Raw genomic sequence first — 19,948 nt, forward strand, 5'->3', positions numbered from 1 at the left:
TTCTACGCATCAAATATGAACGTAATATGAATGGGTTGGTAATAAATAGAAAAAGAGTGAACTTATCGTTCACTCTTTCTCCCGCTTTATTTTCTAATTGATTTCACTAGTTGCATGAATGGCAGATAAACGGTCACTGATGTTCCTTTTCCTAAGGTGCTATCGACTTCGACCGAACCGCCGTGCAATTCGACCACGCGCTTCACGATTGCGAGTCCAAGCCCGCTCCCCCCTGCTTCGCGATTATGAGATTTATCCGCCATAAAGAAGCGTTCGAAGATACGTGTGCGGTCTTCCTCGGCAATGCCGATCCCCGAGTCCCGAATAGTGACTCCGATTTCACCATTTCGAGAATGAAGCTCAATTGTGATGTCGCCGCCCTCCTGCGTAAACTTGATGCTGTTATTGAAAATATTGAGCCATACCTGGCTCAGCAGGTCTTCGTCCGCATAGATTTCCGTTTTGGAAAGCTCAAGGTGGATGTTCAGCCGTTTGGCCGCCCACTGCGGCTCCGTCGCTACGACAATACGGCGCATCTGCCTGTCTAGCCGAACGAGCGCTGGTTGAAAGGGATAATGATTCGAATCGATCGTAGCTAAGCGGAGCATGTTCTCGCTAAGTCGGGACAGCCGCATGCTTTCATTCCGGATAATGTCCAGACAGCGCAGTTGCTCGGCTTCATCGAGCCCGTCATTTTGCAGGATGGAGACAAAACCCGAAATCGACGCCAGCGGGGTTTGAAGCTCGTGGGACACGTTGGAAACGAACTCCTGACGCATCTTTTCGATCTGGCTCAGTTTGTGGGCCATTTGTTGAAATTGTTCCGTCAAGACGCCCAATTCATCCTTACTCTTTGTTTGAAGAGCAATGTTATAGTCTCCTTTGGCGACTTTACGGGTTGCGGCCGTCAAGGACTTTAAAGGCTTTACCACCACTCTTGTAAAAAGAATGAATTTGAAGCTGCCGATCGTGAGCGCAATCAATATGAAAACACCTATAACAGTGATTACAAGGTTCGTATCAGAGCTTTCAGGATGAAGGACAAGGGCCAACTGCTCATTTGCTGTTTGTAAAGGGAAACCCATATGCAGGCTCGTCGGTACAGGTAAGATAGAAGTGTACCTCACGACTTCAGCACCGTCCTGGATGAGACGTACATCTTCATCGGTAATTGTGGGCATGTTTGCCTGACCGTAAGCGTAACGCAAACCATTCCGATCGTATATCCACAGAGAAACCTTTTGCTTCTCGGACAACTGTTTCAGATAAGGACCGCGCTCGGTCGGCGCCAATCGTGAATAAATATCCGCTATCGCCCCGCTTCGCATCGCATACTCGTTTTGGATGGATTGCGTGATTTGGTTTTTAAACAAATACACGGTGATCGGTATGGAGAGTCCGAAACCTATCGCAAATGCTACGATAAAGATCAATAATATTTTAAAGTTGATGCTCCTAATCATGGCTTTCCGTCTCCAATCGGTATCCGAGACCACGAACCGTTACGATGCGAAACAGATGGGTATACGCGGCAAACCGCTCCCGCAGCCGTCTGATATGAACATCGACCGTCCGTTCGTCCCCTTCGTGGTCGAATCCCCATACCGCTTCGATCAACTGCTCTCGCAAAAAAATTTGGCCGGGATAGCTGGCAAGCTGATATAACAGATCGAATTCCTTAAGAGGTAAATGCCAGTTCTCACTACCGACTGAGACGGTTCCTCGAAGCCGGTCCAGCTTAAAACTGCCCAACGTAACCCTTTTATCGCTTGCAATCCGGTACCGCCGCAGCACCGCCTTGATTCGGACCACCAGCTCTTGCGGATCGAAAGGTTTGACCAGGTAGTCGTCGGCACCTAAGCCGAATCCCTTCACCTTCTGACTCGTCTCGTGCTTGGCCGTAATCATGATGATCGGCAGCTCGGGGTTCATAATCCGCAGCTCGCGGCATAAATCCCACCCGTCCATGATAGGCATCATGACATCAAGCACAACCAGGTCTGCAGGCGAGCCTTCCATTTCCGTAAGCGCCTCTTTGCCATTAACCGCCCCCCGGACACGATAACCTTCGTGGCTTAATATCATTGAAATCATCTCTAACATATTCGCATCATCTTCAACCACAAGTACATTTGTCATTGCTATCCCCCATCCTCAAAGCTTCCCTTAAGCAACATGAACACTACAGTCTGTGCCTCCAACAAGGCTCCTGGGAATTTAAAAGAGGGCAACCGTTTCTACGCAGCAAGTCCCCCCTTGCCTGCCTTGTCCCCCATCAATAAAGTACCGATTTCTGCATCCCCATTAGTCGTGTATGTGTCATGATTTTGGCATAGGGAAACAATAAAAATCAACAAAAAAATGCCTGCGCTTTTAACAAAAGGCAGGCATTGAAACAGTCAGGGAGGCGCGAAGGGATAGTCTCCTTATAGTAAGCGGCTCTTCGATGGCCGTAGAGCCCACGAGATGTTATTAGTGCAGCGTATGAAAGCGGGAGGATAAGATTAAACCCGTAATCACCATAATCGTTAGCAAATGCATGAGATAATGCCGCACCCGTCATTAAAAAGAAAATTTCCGAGGGGCCGCATATCATGCGGCTTTCAATGTCGATACGTCTAAGAAACGTACAGTTATTTAAAATATAGAATCAGGGACATAGTAAATTTTTTGTGTGTTTTTCTTGTTCTTGGGATCCGTCACGATGGTAAAATAAACATTCCCGTTCTTGGTCTGGACTCCCTCGATTTCATGCTTTCCTACATTCGTAATTTTCACCAGGCTCTTGTATACGCCCGAGCTGTTCATCATGGCAATCTGAGGGGTTTGGCGTTCGGCTCCCCCTGAGGTGTAAATTTTTGTGCTCCCAAGCATATCTGCACCTTGAAACGATCCATTCGGTCTAATAATGCTGCTGCCGGATTGAGTGAAGCTCGCAACGCTCGCTTTTTTCGCTGCGGCACTGTCCATACGAACCTGCTTTTTGCTGTCCAAGAGCTTGTTCAAAGCCGCCGTACTGTATATGGACCAGGTGACGGTCTTTTCCTTGGTCTGTACACGGAAGAACGTATATTTGCTGTTACCGCCGCCGTCGACCCTATAGGTTGTGCCTAATCGTTTGCCAGTCTTATTGGCGTAATTCATATAAGTGAACCGGTCCAGCTTTGTATAATCGACCTTCGAACCAGCTTTATATTGAAGTCTTGCCACTTGAAGCGACCAGTATTGGTTTGTTGAAGAATCAGCTTTGGAACTAAAGTAGAAATAGTTTTTCCCGTTATATGTGTACATATCAAGCGTTTGACAATGACCGGTGTTGGTGACGGTCATTTGGTCTACGTAGTTCGCGTCTTTCCCGCTAATGCGCAACCTGGAAAGATAGCATGTTCCCTTAGACCGCTGCGTGACATAAATGTACTTGTCTGCGATATATGCTTTTTGTACGGCCACATTGTGCTTAAGACCTTTTAAATTATACGCGAGTTTTGCCGATGCGTTCACGGTTTTACCAGGTGATGCAGCATCCGCTTGCAGGACTGGTGTGATGAACAAAAGGAAAGCGAGAATAACCGATGTAAAAATCTTGAAGCTCATTTTGCTAAGAGCAAAGCGCTCATAAAACATTAAGTTACCTCCTTTGGTACAATGAATCTCTAGAGTTAATCTGAAGCTGGAAAAATGGCTGATGACAGCTGAACACAATCCTCCTTTCGCTTAGCGCAAAATCAGTACGTTTACTGGGTGTAAAGAACAAATGGAGTGCTGTAACTAATGATTACCCGTTTTTGGTACAACTCAATATTCATGAAGTTAAGCACGGTCAAGCGGATCATGAACGATGACGAATAGGTGAGTATACGATTCATGGAAAAACCGGTTTGAGGCTGTCGATTATGGATCATTTCTCCCATGGAAGAAGTATGTGGCGTAACCGTGGATTATTCCGAGTTCGTAAATACCCACATATTTGATACATCTCGATACCCCAATTTTTGATATAAAGGATGCCCCATTTGAGTTGAAATAAGCACACTCTTGACAGCACCTTTCTGCTTGGCATCTTTGTGAGGATGAATACAGTAATCTAGTAGACGGCCATTATCGTTCCATTGACCGTACATTTTGTTTTCTCTCGTGTTGGTTATGAATTTGTCTAACCTGTTCTTGAATAATTCCGGCTGATTTTTATAGCTTTGTATCGTGTCGATCCGAACTCTTTTATAAAGATCCGGAAATGCCATGAAATTCTCATAGACTTCCTTTTCCTCTTTTAGCCTTTGTTCTATAACCCCATCTATTCTGAAAGAATCGGGATCCATGTCAGGAAGAACCCTCCTGCCTTCGTCTCTCATGAGCCCCAGCTTTTCGAGGCGGCGGACACGTTCTTTATTTAATTCAGTCCATGAGCTTTTTTTACTTCTAGGAGACAGTCTCTGGGCCAGCTCGGTTTTGGACATTTTCTTTTTGACTCCATCAATCCATCCAAAGCACAGAGCTTCCTCAACTGCGTCCAAATATAATAACATATCGGGGGTTGGCCTCATACTAACCAAGACCCAGCAAGACTTCTCGGTCTCACTATGGTCCTCCATCCAAATCCTGAAATCCTCTCTCGTTTTTGCTGGAATTACATGTTCAATTTTCATAACTAAACCCCATCCTCCTCCTTTCTAATGAGAATATCAAAACATGGCCTTTCATTGAAAGGCCATGTTTTGAATGCGTTACTGTTTGTTTGAAATCACTTTATCAAGGAAGCGATCTGCGTCACGATTAAATTTCCAGGCAACTCCGAACTGGTCAACGAGCATACCAAAACACGAAGACCAAGGAGTAGCGGATAACGGCATCACAACATGGCCGCCAACAGACAATTGGTTAAAATATTTTTCCAATGTTTGTTTATCCTCCATGACTAGACTAATAAGTATGTTGTTTCCTTTCACCAACTCACCTGTTACCGCCTTCATGGAAGGCAAAATATCCGACATCATGATTTTCCCGCCTGCAAATTCTACCGAGGACTCCATGATCATATTTAATTCATTTTCTAGCAATGGATAGTTTGGATCCTGTGGAAAATCCCTAAATTTCACTTTTTTTACCTCGTTCGCATGTAGAGCCTCCGAATAAAATTCAATCGCTTTTTCGGCGATTCCATCAAAGTTTAAATAGGCAATAGCTGACATAAAGTTTGTACCTCCTTCTTTTGATAAATGAAGTATAATTTAGTAGTGGTGACATACGCCTGTCACCATTTAAAAATTTGTACCAAAAAGAGGAGCAGCCATGGAGAAGGTTGAGAGATTGATATCTATCATCATGATATTGCTGAAAAAAGGTATCGTTTCAACAAAAGAATTCGCGCAATTATTTAACGTTTCCAAAAGAACGATTCTTCGCGATATGGAAACACTGAGCCTATCCAACATTCCCATCTATTCTGTTAATGGAATTCATGGCGGATACGGTATTATGGATGAATACAAGGTGGATAAACGACTTTTAAACAGCTCCGACTTAGAAAATATATTGACTGCGCTCGGCGGATTGGAACAAATTCTAATCAGCGAGGAAGTTGACATCACGATTAGAAAAATGGAAGCCATGGTTCATCCCAAGTCCAGGAAAGGTTCCATCCAACTGTCATTTTATGATTGGAAGGGTCGATCTGAGATTCTTCCAACCTTGAAGATATGCCAGGAATCGATAGTAGGGAAAAATTTGATTTCATTTGATTATATTGATAAAAACGGCATGACAACGAATCGAATGGTCGAGCCGTATCAGCTTCATTTTAGCGAAACGAGTTGGTATTTGAAGGGATTCTGTTTACAACGCCAGAGCTATAGAACATTCAAATTATCCAGGATCGATAATCTCATTATGGATGAAGAAACCTTTATCCCGAGGGATTACGGATTAGAACAAAATACAGCCAGTTATCAGCCGCAACTAGTCGCCGTTAAGGCGTTGATTTCGCCTAGCATCAAGGATCAATTTATTGAAAGGTACGGTCGAAAGAGTATTACAAACTATAATTCTGAATATTTCTTAGCAACCATTTATATTCCTCAAAACCATATTGGATTTCAATTTTTAGCAAGCTTCGGTACAAATCTAGAAATCGTAGAGCCCAAAACCTATGTTGAAGAGTTTCGAAATTATTTATATAAAATGGTGGAGAAATATTCTTGAAAGTTCCCTTTTACATTAACATGTCAGGGACTTCTCACGGATAGATGAATCTTGCTGCCAACACAAAAACACCTTCAAGATCGTCTCCATATCTTACAACATGGTTACTTTCTCCTGAAGGTGCCCTTCTTTACCGATTCGTCACTTCTCCATTCCCGTACCTGCGCCCGTCAGGCCAAGGCGGCTGTTGAACAGCAATTCAATTCGGGTGCAGGTATCCGCCGGGGTTTCCATTCCGGCCCACAGCAGATTCAGTTCATCCAGCAGCGTCAATATTTCAGATTGGTTCAGGTTGAGGATATGCAGCGGATAAGCATGCGGCAGCACCTCGAGATAACGGTTATAGTGCTGCGGATGAATGTCCGGATTCAGCAGACGGTCATCCTCGGCCACCGACCGCAAAGCCGGAATGGTGCAGCCGTGCTTCTTCAGCAGCGTCTGCGCCTCCTCGCCTGTCATAAAATCCACGAGCTTCTCGGCGATATTCCGATGACTGCTCGCAGCGTTGATCGACAGCCCCCCACCAAGCAGTATAGTGGCGGGCTTGGTGCCGTTCGGCAGGGTCATTACATCCCAGTCGATGGAATGATCGCGGAATTCATTCATGAAGTAATAGGTGGACATGATCATGGCAACCCGTTCCTTCATAAAGAGGCTCTCGGCCAAATGGCTGCTGCCATGGGAGAAGATCGGCGACACATGCTCCTTGTACATAAGCGATACGCAAAACTCCAAAGCTTCGATATTTCGCTGATCCGCCATCGTGCTCCTGCTGCGATCTGCAGCCATGATGCTGCCGTCATTTTGAAGCAGGAAGACCGGCCAGCGGTTAGGAGACGAGGAGAAGCAGAAGCCGTAATGATCGGTCATTCCGTCTTCGTCCGGGGCCGATGTGCAGGCTTTGGCCACCGCCAGCAGCTCCTTCCAGTCGCCAAGACTGATAGGGTAAGGCAGGCCGTACTGACGGAAGATCGAACGGTTGTAGCAGATGACCACCGGAGAGAACACAAACGGCGCCGCAAGCATGCTGCCCTCATGTTTAAACAGGTCGAACACCCTCGGATAGCTGACTCCTTCCTCCATGAGACGAGGAGGAACATATCCTGTCAGCAGATTCGTTCGCCCGCTTTCGGTCCATTCCCGGAAATGCTGATCCGACATAATAAACAGATCGGGGCCCTGACCGTCATCAATGGACCGAATGATGGTTTCGGTGTAGAAGTCCTCGGCGTACAGCACCATTTCCACCTGAACGAACGGATGCTTCCGCTCGAACGCTTCGATTATTTTTTCGATAATCGGAATTTCATAGGAGGAGGAGAACCAGGCGAGTTTCAGCACGACAGGCGTTCTGTCCTCATCCGGCTCCTTCACACGGTTACCCTTGCCCGCAATCTTCTCGATCAGTCCTTCGTTCACCAGCTCATCCAGCGCCTTCCGAATCGATACGCGGCTCATTTCATACTTCTGGCTTAGCGTATTTTCCGGCAAAATGAATTCACCCGGCTGCAGAACACCGGAGACGATTTCATTTCTCAATTCCTGGACAAAGCGTTCATAACGCTCATGAAATTCATTTCTTCTACGCAACAATATATACCGCTCCTATACATGTCTATAACAATCAGTATATCATGAGGAACATCAAGATTCCATTCACTCCGGTTAAAGAACGCGTATATATTTTACTCTGCAAGCTTCTTCTCAAGAAAAGCATAGGCACGCTGCCGGATATCCGGCGGGAAGTCATGCCCTTCAGGACCGAACCAACACTCGAATGCAGATGAAGCGCCCAGAAAATCATACAAGCCATCCAGTTCCCCAAGGCCCGATGCCATCTCACGCCAGTTCGGAAAAATCGGATCTCGCGTGCCGCACCACATAAACATCGGCACCGGAGCCGCAAGTGCCGCGATTTCATGCCACTCGAACGAAAGAGAGCCGTTAATCAGGCTGTCCGTTATGGAAGGGATATGGGAAAACCACTCCCGCTGCCCCCAGCGGTTCGGCTCCGGATCACCGCGGAACATCGTAAACCCGCAGCTCGAGACGACGGCCTTGATGCGCTTATCCATTCCGGCCAGAAACCAGCCGTTGTAGCCGCCCAGCGAATGGCCGATGACACCGATCCGCTGGGAGTTTACCTGCGGCAGCGAGGACAGCACATCGACCGCCGTGATGTGGTCGGAGAGCATTTTGCCTACCGCTGTCCACGCGGGGTGCTGCTGATAAAACGGAGCCGTTTGAAACGGCGCTTCCCCTAGATAGACCCGGTCGCCGAACGTGATGGAGTCCGGTGCCAGCACGGCAAATCCGCGCTGAACCAGCTCAAGACCATACCGCCGATTCTCCCGACCGGAAGGCAGACATACATCGTCTTTTCCGTTCTCGGTTGTCGGATGAAGAGCCAGAACAGCGGGATAACCTCCCTCAGCTGGCTTTCTATGAGGAAGCAGAAGATAAGCGTGGATCGGATCCCCTTCCGGGGAATGGTAAACGATCTTAAGTCTTGTGTGATCCTCCTCGTCATGCTCTGATATCACCCGGAAGCCACCGCAGTCTGCGGCCGCTTTCGGCTTGTAATCAACCGGCCCCGGCAGCTCCCCCAACAGCTGCAGCCAGTGCTCTCTCAGTCTGGACTCCTTCTCCATCCAAGCATTAAGGGTATGTATTCCCTCTAACAGCGGCATCATGTCCCCATTAAACCGATTCATAAAAGTAATTACCCTCCTCTTCCAGCCGATATCGCCACAGCTCAGCAAAGGAACCGAAATACACGTCTCCGTTGAGGCAGGCGATCCCACTGGTCGCTTCAGCCGGAAGCCGGTCCAGCAGCTCTGGCTGCATGTTTGCAGGATTCACGGTGAACAAAGCCCTGCTCAGCAGACCCAAGAGGAATGGACGGCCCTCCCGCTCGGTCATGAGCAGCCCCTGCCGGACAATACGGCCCCATGAAGAAAGATCGCTCCGGTGAACCACTTGTTGCAGATCAGCATCATAGACGAAAAATACCGATTCCGAGGTCAGTCCATACAGGAAGCCGTTCACGCCGGGAGCCAGCTGAGCAATCTCTTTGGCTCCTTGGATCGGCACCCAGCGCCGAATCACTTTCCGGTCAGGCCAACTCAACTCATACATCGCCGCTTCCCCCGCCTTGCTGATCCCACCGCCAGGTGTTTCAATGCTGGTGCCCCCGAATACCCTGCCGTCCGGCAGTATCGCCAGTGAAATCGTACTCTGCCCGCTGACTATTTCCTGGTGCTCTAGCATCTCCACCTGACCGACCTGCACATCCACGATGCCGAGCCCGCCGCCTGCGGCGCCATAACCGGGAAATCCGCCATATAGAACATGGCGGCCGTCCGGATGCGCGGCTGCGCATCTCGGCCTGTGGACAGCGGCATTTTCATAGATCAGCCTAGGATTCCGGCGGACTCCTACTTCCGTATTCCAATCTTTCGCCGTTTCCAGCAGATGGACCATGCCGCCTGCATATGCCGCACCCACGATGATGTTCCCTTGAGCCGCATAAGCGGCTATATTGCCGCCGCCTCCCCGCTCCACAATATCGCCGCCCCAATCGGTTAACAGCCGGGTTTCGGGATGGTAAGTAAACAGATGAAGCGGGTGATTCGAGGTACCGTACAGAATGCCATCCGGGCCTCCGTACAGCGGGGAGAGCGGTGTTCCGCCTCCCTTGTAAGCAAGCGGAATCCGGCTCAAGCTCCCGTCTGCTTCCATGATGTCGATCTGCCTGTCAGACAGCTGCCATGTCAGCAGCTTTCGACCACCGTCAAGGTCCTGGTGCAGCTTGTTGTAACCTGCTCCCTTATACAGGGATGGACCAACTTCCTCCGCCGGCACCTGCTCCGCCCCGTGCTCGCCCAGCCGGTACCATCGTCCGTCTCCATTCTCTCCTGAAGGCAGCCAGCCGTAAACAGAGCCGTTGCAGCCCTGAAGAACGGCAGCGCTGCCAGGCATATCCGGCCGTCCCTCGAGCAATATCTCCAGCTCTCCGGTTTCCTCATGGAAGCAGGCGATGGCCGACGATGTCGTGCCTAGTCCGGCATAAATCTTCCCGCCGTTTCCGCACGCTAGCGTCATGGCATACTTCCTCTCGGAATCCAGCCTGCATAATGTGCGATATGAATCTGACGAAGGGTCAAGCTCAACCAGATAGCTTCCCGGGTACGTTGTGGCGTAAACCCGTCCATCCCCCTTAACGGCAAACGCAAATCCTGCTTCCTCTTCCCCTTCAGGAACTCGGTGCTGTCCAACAAATGCCGGAGTGAACGGATCCACAATGTAAAAATAGCGGCCTGCTCCCGTATAGAACCTTCCCCGGGGATCACTGGCCGACGCGAACGGATACTGGCCCTCGCCCCCCGGAAAATAAAGCTGGCTGCAGCTTCCCGTCTCGGGATTCACAATCAGCACGTATCCCCGGGCTGCGATTACGATGCGTTCGGCTCCGTCGTCTCTACGACAGACCGCCGCTGACCGGCTCTCATCCACGTCGGCGGGAACGCCGATCCGCTCAAATGCCCCAATCTTCGCCGGCATCTTACCACCGCCCGCTTTATCCGTATTACTCATCGCTTTTGGCATAGCAAGCCCCCACCTTGGCAACCGCGTGAATAATATCCTCAATATCCTCCATCGAGTAGAATTCGTTCAGTGGAATCTGAACCGCCGTGACCAGAATCTCCTCCGCTACTGGACACAAGCCAGGTTCATAGGAAACGCTGCTGCCGTCAAACGGAAAATGGCTTCCCGGATAAGCCTGCCGCTTCTGGAACAGCGGCTGCAAATAGCATACCTGTGGGATATAACCGGCACGGTTCGGGATGCCCTCCGCCTCCAGCGCTCTGCAAAACTCTTCGCGGCTGCAGGTCAATTGATCCAGGTCAAGCCGCAGCATGTAGAACCAGTATGTACAGTCATGCTCCGGGTCAACCTGCGGCGGAAGGACACCCTGGATTCCCTGCAATCCTTCATTGAGCCGATCGCCGTATTGCTGACGCCGCTCACATATCCAGGGCAGCTTCTTCAGCTGGGCAATTCCGACGGCTCCCTGCAGCTCGGTCATCCGGTAATTCGGTGCAATATAGCTCGTTCCCCGGTCAACCGTGGTGCCTAGACGGCGATAGTTTTTGTCCGCAAAGGCGTGAGCGGTTTCGTAATCCTCACGCTTTCCCGAATTGATCAGCACCATGCCGCCGTCCCCGGTGGAGATATGCTTGAAATCGTTCGTGCTGAAACAGCCATAATCCCCGATGGTCCCGGTCAGCCTGCCCTTGTACCGGGTCAAATAGGCCTGTGCGCAATCCTCAATGACCTTGATGCCATGCTTCTTCGCGATCTCCATAATCCGCTCCATATCGCACGGATATCCCGCGAGATGGACGACGATGATGGCCTTGGTTCTCGGCGTGATGCGCGCCTCAACCGAAGCCGGATCCAAATTGTAAGTGTGCGGCTCCAGATCGGCAAACACCGGGATGGCATTCTGATACAGAATGCCGATCAGCGTTCCCTGGTCCGTAATCGGGCTTGTTATGACCTCATCCCCTACGGAGACGCCAGCCGCACCAAGCGCGACATGAAGGGCTGCGGTGCCGGAGGATGTCGCCACACTGTATTCCCGGCCGTACATCGCATTGAAATCGGCCAAAAACTGTTTAACCTTGGAGCCGAAATGATAAAACAGCGTGTTTTGCTCCAGCGCCTCGAGCAGCTGCGCGGCCTCCTCGTCCCCGAATCTTTTACCTGTGCCAAAAGGACCGGTCTTGACTGGCGCTCCACCATGAATCGCTAACGTTTCCACGATCTGATTCCTCCTCATCGTCGTTATTCAGCTGCTGTTTTCACGCTGCTCGCCGCTTCTGCACACAGGCGCCCAAAGCGAATTTCCGTCGGTGAAGCTGACGGGTCCACCTCCGCATTCAAAGGCTGACGCACGACCGCTCCCTGCGGAAGATTCTCGGCGATCAGGATTCCGTCTGCGCCGACTCGCAGTACCGCAGCTCGTCTGGCCTGCTCCCAGCGGGTGATCTCCTCGCTCGTCCAGAACGCATAACCTAGACGCTTCGCGGTTTCGACGGCAAGCGAAAGTGCATGCCGGACCTGCTCCAGGTTATGGATATGCTGCTGGTGAAACAGAAAGTGAGCGACGCCGCGGACCTCCGCCACCTTTTCGAGAAACGGGGCAATCACCGACACATCCGAAAGTGTGGGGTGCTCCAGATCCTGGGTCAGAAAGCCGATCTGCAGCACCCGGTAAAGCCGATTTCGCTCATTAGAACGAGCGATAGGATAATAGGGATGGCAGGTACCGAACGGAAAGCCGACATTTCCTTTTTTGCTCGGCCCCCGGGTCTGATCCGCTTCAATGCCGTTCAACTCGCACCATTCATAGAGCTCACCCCAGCCTTCAAACCGGGTATAGTGGTTCTTGTTCGATATGATTGGTGATCCGCTGGTGCTCCGAATCACGTTCAGTTGACGTGTGAATTCTTCGGCGCTCCATATGCCATTCTCCTGCTCCAAAGCATTGAAGTGAAAAGCCAGCTCATGCCCGGCTTCCTGAATTTCCTTGTACAACGACGGAGAGTAACCCGGCTCGATCATGCACCAGGTCGATCGGACGCCGTTATTCTGAAGCACGCTCAAGGTCGATCGGGCCGCCTCCTCAACGTTGAAATCGCTGTCGTGCGAGATCATGGCCACATGATGGACGCCTTCAGGCCAATAATCCAGAAACGGAAGCGACAATCCAAGCGCATCCGCTTCCTCCATCAGCTGGCGGACAATCACCTCGCGCCACCAGTCTGCATGCGGCGTATCAAAATAAGGCATTCCGGTCTCTGTCTCCGAACGGTCCTCATTCCAGTCCAGCTCACACCGGTCATCCGCCTTCAGAATGCCTTCGTCCACCGCTCCTGTTCCGTCCGGTGCGGGGATGCCGTCCTGCACGACCGGACCTCCACCCTGCTGCAGCATGACAATGTTCGCAGGAATGTCCACATTCCAGCGGATCAGCCGTCCGCCGCCGAGCGGGAACTTGATGACGGCCGCGGCCGCCTCAGCACCATCTCTCCGGAGCCGGCGCAGAACGCCGTCCGCTTCAATTGGCATGAGAGATGTCTGCGATACCATCCACGGATCACTGATTACCGCCCTCAGAACAGGAATGCCTTGCGCATATTTTAACCCCGACAGATCGCCATACACCGCATCCCTGATGGCAAACCGGGTACAGCCCAGCCGGCCGGCCAAGCGGTTCAATCCACCGTAGCTGATGAGCGTCGCTCCCTGCCGGGCCCACTGCTCAAGTCGGTTCAGATCCTCTTCCTTCTCTCCCGCGTGCAGCACGACGATGATATCGGGATGATAGGACCCAAGGGTTTCGGCATCATCAAACCTTGCATAAGGAATGCCGGCATGACCAAGCACCTCCTCCACATAAAGCTGAAACAGGTCCTGGCCGTGTCCCCAAAAGTATTCGGCCGACCGTTTGTTAAACCACAGACCGATTTTCGCTGTCTTTTTCATGATATATGTCTCCCTCCTCCACAGCTCGCATTCCCATAGGCGTTAGTTATTCCAATGCAGAACAGGGGCAAAATGATTTGCCCCGCAGTTCTACAGATCATTAATAAAGCGTCACTTTAACCAATCTCACTTAAAAAGTGCTTTAGGATCCTTCTCTTTTATATTCGCGTTGTATTCCTGGACGATCTGGGCTCCGCCTTTGTCCATATACTCCTGAACCAGTTTATCCCAATCGGATACGGAACGGGTGCCTGCAATCATTTTTACCTGTTCATCCATGACATACTTTCTCAGCTCTGCGCCTTTCGCGTTGTCGGTCGGCGACTCCAGTCCATTGATCGGGTTGATATAAAGCTTTATATCCTTGTACATCGTCTCGATGGCGGCTACAAGATCCACCAGCTGTTTGGTCTGATACGTAATGGAATATACATTGTCCGAGTCCTGAGGTACCCAGGACGAATTATCAACATAATACGTGGAAGGCCCCAGCCCGTCTCTGCCGAAGTTCTCGTTGAAGACTGGCACGCCGTCTTTCATAACGTAACCTGAACCGACTTTGCCTGAAAACCAGTCAAAATCGGGATTCTTTTCATTTTTCTGATCCTGCGGGTAGAATTTACGTCCGAAATCGATCATCTCCAGTACTTTCTTCAGCTTTTCCGGTTCATCTTGAAGTTTGGCGCTAAGCACGGTAAGACCGTTATAACCGGCTCCGGCCATAAGTCCCTGGTTTCCGTATTTGTCCATAAACGGATCCAGATGTTTAAACTCGGCTTCGGGATGGATCGCCAGCAGACCGTTCATATAATCCTGCGACATTCCTCGAGGCGTTCCGATGAAGATGCCTGCCTTGCCGGAGTAAAACTCCTTGTTCGTGTCTCCCCAGTTCAGTACCGCGTAGTCTTTCGTCATGGCTCCCTGCTTGTAAAGCTCGGACAGCATGGTTATGAACTCCCGGCGGCCTTCCCCAATGATGCCCGGAATGTAGTTGCCCTGAGCATTCTGATGGTACCAGGCATCCGGGTCCCAATACGGTCCCTGGTTAAAGTTCGGGTTAATGTCCTGGCCGATGGCGATCCCGTACGTGTCCTTTTTGCTGTTTCCGTCCGGATCTCCGTTCGTAAACGCCAGCGCTACCTCTTTTAGCTCCTCGTAATTTGTCGGTGGTTTCAAGCCCAGCTTATCGAGCCAGTCCTTGCGGAGCACCGTTACGACCTGATACTTCGGGGCATACTGCGGAATTGCGTGGATTTTGCCGTTTACCCGCATGGAGTCCCATATGTAATCGGGCACAGCCTTCAAGGTGGGATAATCGTTGATGTACGGCTCGAGATCCAAAAACGCTCCCTGCTTCGCAAACTTATTGTAGCGGTTTTTCAGGTCGGTCGACATTAAGCCAATCATATCCGGAATCTGACCTGATGCGAATACAGCGTTGATCTTTTCATCAAATGCGGTGTTCGGTACAAAAACAGGCTTGTAGTCCACATTGAATTTTTCGTTGATCATGTCAATGCCGGGACTCGAGGTCGGCGGCGGATCTCCGTAACGGAAATCGATTGCCGTAATCGTAAACTTTTCGTTAGCCTCCACCGGGTTCTTTCCTCCCGAAGCCGGCGCTTTCGGCTGCTCCTCCGCTTTCGGCTGGCCGCCGCATGCAGCCAGGATGATGGAGAGCAAGGCCGCCAACACTGCGGTAAGTCTGTGTTTCTTTAACATGAGCTTTCCCCCATTCTTATCAATGTCGGAGTGTAACCTCCATCTATGATTCATTCGGACAGCCGCCATGGTCCGGCCGTGCGAAGTCATCAACCTTTGACGGCGCCCAGCATGACGCCCTTGGCGAAGTGCTTCTGCAGGAACGGATACACGATCAGGATCGGCAGCGTCGCCATCAGAATGGCGGCCATCTGAATCGTTTCGGGAGGCGGCGGATTTTCGAGGAACATATTATCTCCCCCGAGCGTGCCTGTCGTTTCCCCCACCACCACAATCTGTCTCAGCACCACCTGAATCGTCCATTTGGCCGGATCATTGATGTACAGAATCGGCGCAAAATAGTTGTTCCAGTGCGTGACCGCATAAAACAGGCTGAATGCCGCCAGTGCAGGCTTCGAGAGCGGCAGGATGATACGCCCGAAAATCTGCAGATCATTCGCGCCATCCACAATGCCTGCCTCGATCATGTCACTTGGGATATTCATGAAAAATTGGCGGATGACAATTAGGTTGAAGGGCGCAATGGCCACCGGCAAAATAAGCGACCAGATGGAATTAAGCAGCCCTGTTTCCTGCACGACCAGATAGGTCGGAATCATGCCGGCCGAGAACAGGAGCGCAAATACGACCATAAACATAACGGTGCGCTGACCGACGATCGGACGGGACAAGGCGTATGCCATCGTTGCCGTAAAAAACAGATTGACGATGGTGCCAAGCACGGTAACCATCGAGGTGTTCAGCAGCGCCTGCCGGAACGTCCTGGAGGCCCAGATATATTCATAGGCATCGGTCGTCCATTTGGACGGCCATAGCAGCAGCTTGCTGCCCAGAAAATCCTCGAACGAGGAAAATGAAACCGAGAACAAATATACAAACGGAAACAGCATGACCGCGGATATGACAAGCAGCAGACTGATATTCACACCGTTAAACAAACGGTCCGCGATGGATTTTTGCTTCATGTGTCGATCTCCTCTCTGAAAGAATCGAATCGCTTAATATACGCCCTGCTCGCCAAAACGCTTGGACAGCCTGTTGGCGGCCATGACCAGCACGAGACCGACCAGTCCCTTGAATACGCCGACCGCGGTGGAGAAGCTGTAGTCCGACTGTTGAATACCCTTGTAATACACAAAGGTGTCGAGCGTATTGCCGATGTGCATGTTAAAGGCGTTCAGCTGAAGGAACACCTGCTCGAAGCCGATCTCCAGCACGTCACCGAGACGTATGATCAGCATGATAATGATCGTGCTGCGGATGGCGGGCAGCGTAATATGCCAGATTTGGCGGAAGCGTCCAGCGCCGTCCATGACAGCCGCCTCGTACAGAGCCGGGTTAACGCCTGCCAGCGCCGCCAGGAAAATAATCGTTCCCCAGCCGGCTTCCTTCCATATGACCTCCAGCACCAGAAAGGCACGGAAATAATCAGGTTCAGTCAGAAAAGGAATCGTCTGCTGCAGGCCGAACAGCTCGCGGAGCACATCGTTGACCAGACCTTCATTGCGGAAAAAGATCGTCACGATGCCGACCACCACGACCCAGGACAGAAAATGCGGCATGTAAACGATGGATTGCAGCCCTCTTTTCAGGAGCGGATTGGCCACCTCGTTCAGCATGATGGCCAGAAAGATCGGTGCCGGAAATGCGAACGCGATTTGCAGGAAGGAAATGGTCAGCGTATTCCAGATAACCTGGATCACCTCGGAGCTTTCGAAAATCCGGGCAAAGTTCGCGAATCCGACCCAAGGACTCTCCGCGAATCCCCGGAACGGACTGTATTCTTTAAAGGCAAGTGATATGCCCAGCATGGGCAGATACCGGTACACGATAAAATAGAGCAGGCCCGGCAGCAGTAAGAGGTACAAGTAACGGTCCCTCCACATTCGGGAACGGATTCGCTTCCATGCGCTCGTTTTGGCGGGAACCGGTTTATTGATTTTCGAAGTCACGGTTTCCACATAGCTTCTCTCCCTTCCGTCTAACCAGCTCTGCCGATGTTCGTAAGATTCCATTCATAATAGCCGGGTGGTGCGGTTTGTTCGGCTTCCACGCCGGCAGTTATCAGCTTCAGCTTGAGGCGGACCTCTACCGGATGGGGATTATGCACGAAGCAGGTTGAATGGCGGGTATCGCTATATATGCTTAGAGGCAGTTCCGCCTCGAAAGCGATATCCCCGCCGGACAACCGCTCCGCCTTCCACAAATTAAGCTTGCCGTCACCGGAGATGCGGGCGGTATCTCCCAGGAAGGTCATGCCTCGGTAGCATGCTTCCGCAGCGTCAGCGCAGAACAGCCAGATATCCTCCGCCCCATTCTGCCTTTCCACCGTCAAACCGTAGGTAAGGCTGCCCGCATTCTGTTCCTTTTGACGGATTCCCAGCCTTTCACCATATTGGAGTCGCGGGTTGATCAGCGTGAGAAACCGCCGTCTTTTTCCCGTCGTGCCACCGACAGCAACATAAGGACCGTAGCTTTCCGCCCCTGGGTATTCACGGAGGGAAAGCGTCTTCTCCTCGGGAAAAGGGATGGATAGCTGCAGAGCGGCCTTCTCGCCCTGGAATACAACGGAGTCACTTTCCAGGTTCTCGCCCGGGGCCTTGGGATCATCGCCCTCCAGAACCGCCGAGGTAGTATGAAACAGCAGCTCGGCCTCATCCGAGTCCTGATGCAGCTCCACATCATCCACGACGACATAATAAGCCGAATCGATATGTATGACAGTTCGCCGGTAGCATTTCAGCAGCCCGCCATAACTTTCGGTAGCGTCCCCGACAACCGTCTCGAATGACGGAAGCAGCAATTCCTCCCGGAGAACGCCTCCTCCCAGGTGCAGCTGTCCCTGACCGTTGACGAGCAGCGAATTGTGTCCTACCGTGCCGGTCGTGTAATCCGCCTTCGGACCGGGTACATAATCCTGATAGCCGGGATTGGTCAGCAGCCATTCTCCGCCGACATTGATCACCAGATTGTTCTGGTCTCTGTGATTATGGTCCTTCGCCGAGCTGCTTGAGGTAAAGCACAGCAGATGATCCTCATCACCCCATCCTGACCGCAGGGCGGCCCATCCTACGCTCCGGAAGATCGCTGAAGCACATGCGCCGTACAGCTCCGACGGGCTCTTCGGTGAGGTCTCTTTCCGCAAATAAAGAAGCGAATTGTGATGTGCCGCAGCATGCTTCTGCAAGTACCACACCGCTGCCGGATGGCTGTAATGGGTAGCTGTCATGGCCATGAGGTATGCGATATCGAGCTTGTTAAATGAATCCGACAGATTCGGAAACGTGCTCTCCTCCCCCGGCGCCATCAGCCGGAAAAAACGCTCGGGGAGCTCTTCCCGTAAATACGGGTCCTGAACCAGGCTGTCATCGCCGCTGATTCTCCGATAAAGATCCGCCGCCATCCAGGCATGTCGTGCTGCCACATTGTCGTACAGCAGCCCCTCTGTTTCGCCGGACACCCGTTTTCGTTCCAGATAGCTCTGAAGATAAGTAAGTCCGGCGTTTAAATATTTGGCGGCAAACGAGATCTCATCCATGATAGCCGCCGCGCCGTACACCATCGCCACCTGCTTGGCTGCTACAATATTGTGCATATCACTGCTTCCGATATCGATGGCCAGCGGCTGCAGTCCTTTTTCCAGAATGGCTTGGCGAATGGATCGCCGCTCATCCTCCGTTAGAAGACTGTGAATGGCATCATAGGCACTCGAAACGCCAAGCAGCAGGTGGGCGTTGCTCAGATTCCCTTCCGCACCCCGCTCGTCAAACTCATACCATTTGCCGAAGGAAGTCAGAGACAACAGATGCTCCTTCACTTGCACCGCATATTTTCTCTCATTCGTCACCAGGAAGGCCATGGACATGGCGACCAGCCGATCCTCAATCGCTCTGGCATACATCGTCCAGAACGGGAAGAAGGTATGGCCTTGCGGTTCGGGCGCCCGCTTCGGTTCCGTCAGAGGCAGTGCAACCTTCCACTGCTCCGATATGGACGGATACAGAACTTCGAAGCTTTCTTCCTCCACATAGGCGTCCGCTTTTGCCAAATATTCCTCCCATAGCCGAGATGCATCAATGATCCTCGCAGAACGGCCGTCGCCTGGCTTAATCCGTTCCCGAAATGCCTTGATTTCTTCTTCCGAAAACAATATTCTCGGATGGTCCTGCAGCTTCATGTCTGAAGCCTGAGCTGCCGGCTGTACCCGCACCTTCCAGCTGTACGCTGATGGTTTATCGTCCTGGAAATATACGGAAACTTCCGTCTCGCCGGGTTTCAGCCCGGTTATCAGGCTTCCGTTCACCCCAAGAGTCTCCGGATCGCTGCAGGTAATTCTATAGGCTGAATCCAATTGGGGTTCTAGTCTCCCGCAGGGTTGCACTAGCATAAAGGTCAGCCGGTGCTCCTCCCCCGTCTCCAGCAGCGAGGGCTTTATAAATTCCATCCGCAGCATCAATCTCAGCTCCTCCGTTAA

14 protein-coding genes and 2 pseudogenes are annotated in these 19,948 nt (G+C 51.4%); 1 reads left to right on the top strand and 15 read right to left on the bottom strand.

The annotated features are described in order from the left end of the window. Positions 1-86 precede the first annotated feature (86 nt). The 6 genes and pseudogenes from ACQKPA_RS21485 to ACQKPA_RS21510 all read right to left on the bottom strand — a co-directional run bounded on the left by ACQKPA_RS21485 (position 87) and on the right by ACQKPA_RS21510 (position 5,189). Positions 87-1,463: an ATP-binding protein gene (locus ACQKPA_RS21485; protein WP_427494548.1), complete on the bottom strand. Its 1,377-nt coding sequence runs from the start codon at positions 1,461-1,463 to the stop codon at positions 87-89. Beyond that, the gene (locus ACQKPA_RS21490; protein WP_427494549.1) at positions 1,456-2,139 is read right to left on the bottom strand and encodes a response regulator transcription factor; all 684 of its coding nucleotides are present in this window, start codon (positions 2,137-2,139) and stop codon (positions 1,456-1,458) included. Before ACQKPA_RS21490 ends, ACQKPA_RS21485 begins: the two co-directional genes overlap by 8 nt. A gap of 287 nt (positions 2,140-2,426) precedes the next feature. Further along, positions 2,427-2,575 (bottom strand): annotated as a pseudogene (locus ACQKPA_RS21495) (DoxX family protein); the annotation flags it as partial. Between the two features lie 62 nt (positions 2,576-2,637). Further along, a complete protein-coding gene (locus ACQKPA_RS21500; protein WP_427494550.1) occupies positions 2,638-3,624 on the bottom strand; it encodes a hypothetical protein in 987 nt (328 codons plus the stop codon). Positions 3,625-4,079: 455 nt separating this feature from the next. Then, positions 4,080-4,646: pseudogene (locus ACQKPA_RS21505) on the bottom strand (YdeI/OmpD-associated family protein); the annotation flags it as partial. Positions 4,647-4,724: 78 nt separating this feature from the next. Beyond that, positions 4,725-5,189, bottom strand: coding sequence for a VOC family protein (locus ACQKPA_RS21510; protein ID WP_427494552.1), 465 nt, complete (start codon positions 5,187-5,189; stop codon positions 4,725-4,727). Positions 5,190-5,289: 100 nt separating this feature from the next. Between ACQKPA_RS21510 and ACQKPA_RS21515 the strand changes: the two genes are divergently transcribed. Next, entirely contained in the window at positions 5,290-6,198 is a 909-nt protein-coding gene (locus ACQKPA_RS21515; protein ID WP_427494553.1) for a helix-turn-helix transcriptional regulator, read from the top strand. A 141-nt stretch (positions 6,199-6,339) separates the two neighbouring features. Here the strand turns inward: ACQKPA_RS21515 and ACQKPA_RS21520 are convergent, their stop codons facing one another. The 9 genes from ACQKPA_RS21520 to ACQKPA_RS21560 all read right to left on the bottom strand — a co-directional run bounded on the left by ACQKPA_RS21520 (position 6,340) and on the right by ACQKPA_RS21560 (position 19,927). After that, complete coding sequence (locus ACQKPA_RS21520) at positions 6,340-7,791, bottom strand: extracellular solute-binding protein (RefSeq protein WP_427494554.1); 1,452 nt, start codon at positions 7,789-7,791, stop codon at positions 6,340-6,342. Positions 7,792-7,883: 92 nt separating this feature from the next. Then, the gene (locus tag ACQKPA_RS21525; RefSeq protein ID WP_427494555.1) at positions 7,884-8,912 is read right to left on the bottom strand and encodes an alpha/beta hydrolase family protein; all 1,029 of its coding nucleotides are present in this window, start codon (positions 8,910-8,912) and stop codon (positions 7,884-7,886) included. After that, positions 8,899-10,806: a hypothetical protein gene (locus tag ACQKPA_RS21530; RefSeq protein WP_427494556.1), complete on the bottom strand. Its 1,908-nt coding sequence runs from the start codon at positions 10,804-10,806 to the stop codon at positions 8,899-8,901. Before ACQKPA_RS21530 ends, ACQKPA_RS21525 begins: the two co-directional genes overlap by 14 nt. Next, on the bottom strand, positions 10,787-12,025 hold the full coding sequence (locus tag ACQKPA_RS21535) for a DegT/DnrJ/EryC1/StrS family aminotransferase (protein WP_427494557.1): 1,239 nt from the start codon (positions 12,023-12,025) through the stop codon (positions 10,787-10,789). Before ACQKPA_RS21535 ends, ACQKPA_RS21530 begins: the two co-directional genes overlap by 20 nt. Positions 12,026-12,048: 23 nt before the next feature. After that, a complete protein-coding gene (locus ACQKPA_RS21540) occupies positions 12,049-13,752 on the bottom strand; it encodes a hypothetical protein (protein ID WP_427494558.1) in 1,704 nt (567 codons plus the stop codon). Between the two features lie 126 nt (positions 13,753-13,878). Next, positions 13,879-15,474 (bottom strand): extracellular solute-binding protein, encoded by a 1,596-nt coding sequence (locus ACQKPA_RS21545; protein ID WP_427494559.1) that lies wholly within the window; start codon positions 15,472-15,474, stop codon positions 13,879-13,881. An 89-nt stretch (positions 15,475-15,563) separates the two neighbouring features. Next, a complete protein-coding gene (locus ACQKPA_RS21550) occupies positions 15,564-16,439 on the bottom strand; it encodes a carbohydrate ABC transporter permease (protein WP_427494561.1) in 876 nt (291 codons plus the stop codon). A gap of 33 nt (positions 16,440-16,472) precedes the next feature. Further along, positions 16,473-17,435, bottom strand: a complete 963-nt coding sequence (locus ACQKPA_RS21555) for an ABC transporter permease (protein ID WP_427494562.1) — start codon at positions 17,433-17,435, stop codon at positions 16,473-16,475. Between the two features lie 20 nt (positions 17,436-17,455). Beyond that, a complete protein-coding gene (locus ACQKPA_RS21560) occupies positions 17,456-19,927 on the bottom strand; it encodes a heparinase II/III domain-containing protein (RefSeq protein ID WP_427494563.1) in 2,472 nt (823 codons plus the stop codon). Positions 19,928-19,948: the final 21 nt, after the last annotated feature.

The organism is Paenibacillus sp. NPDC093718 (assembly GCF_050279985.1).
Classification (GTDB): domain Bacteria; phylum Bacillota; class Bacilli; order Paenibacillales; family Paenibacillaceae; genus Paenibacillus_AQ.